The organism is Psychrobacter urativorans, from assembly GCF_904846695.1.
Taxonomy (GTDB): domain Bacteria; phylum Pseudomonadota; class Gammaproteobacteria; order Pseudomonadales; family Moraxellaceae; genus Psychrobacter; species Psychrobacter urativorans.
In genome coordinates this window covers 1-737 of the sequence record NZ_CAJHBR010000074.1, presented here as the reverse complement: position 1 = coordinate 737, position 737 = coordinate 1, and the positions used below count along the sequence as shown (strand labels likewise).

1 pseudogene is annotated in these 737 nt (G+C 36.2%); it reads right to left on the bottom strand.

What is annotated here, in order from left to right:
• Nucleotides 1–252 precede the first annotated feature (252 nt).
• A pseudogene (locus tag JMY09_RS14440) lies at nucleotides 253–737 on the bottom strand (replication initiation protein RepM); the annotation flags it as partial.

Genomic DNA, 737 nt, shown 5'->3' with positions numbered 1-737 from the left:
AATATAAGATATAAGATATAAAAAAACCTCAAGCAATCTTGAGGTCATAATCGTTAGATTATGGCTAACAATCAGTTAAGTACTCCTCTAGCGCATTACTATCATTTATTAATGATTAGCGCCTGTTTGTCTCTATACCTAAATTTGGCAGTAATACTTGGGCTAATAGCGCTGGTTTTTTAGAAAATCCTAGTGGCTTAATACTGCCAAAGCTAGTACCTAACCACTCAGCAATAGAATGTTTTTGTTAGTCTACGTATATTCTAAATAATCACGAATAGGACATTTATTGAAAACTGAAGAATCCGCCTTTAGTCTTTTGACCATCTCAATTGCCCACTCTGCCTCATTTTGGCCTGCTAGACTGGTGGAGCTGACCAGATGGTTATAATTGGCTATAAATTCTTTGTTCAGAACAATGCGCTTTAATTGTGCGTCACTTAGACCGTTAATTGAAAAAGGACTCAGATCACTCTTCAACGCTTTTGACTGCTTAGCCCCTACCTTGGTTTGACTGCTATCTTTAAAACTAAACACAATCTCACTCACCACCCGCCCTTTTTTCTTTTGAGTATAGGTTATCTGATAAGGCGTGTGCGTATGAATATCACTAATGGCTTTATCGATAACATAGCGTTTAAAATTATAAAAATCGGAATAACTTTCAGCGCAATTAAATTTTCCACGCAAATAGTCAATGGTATATGTCTTCTGTTTGTGATCTTGGAACATACAAC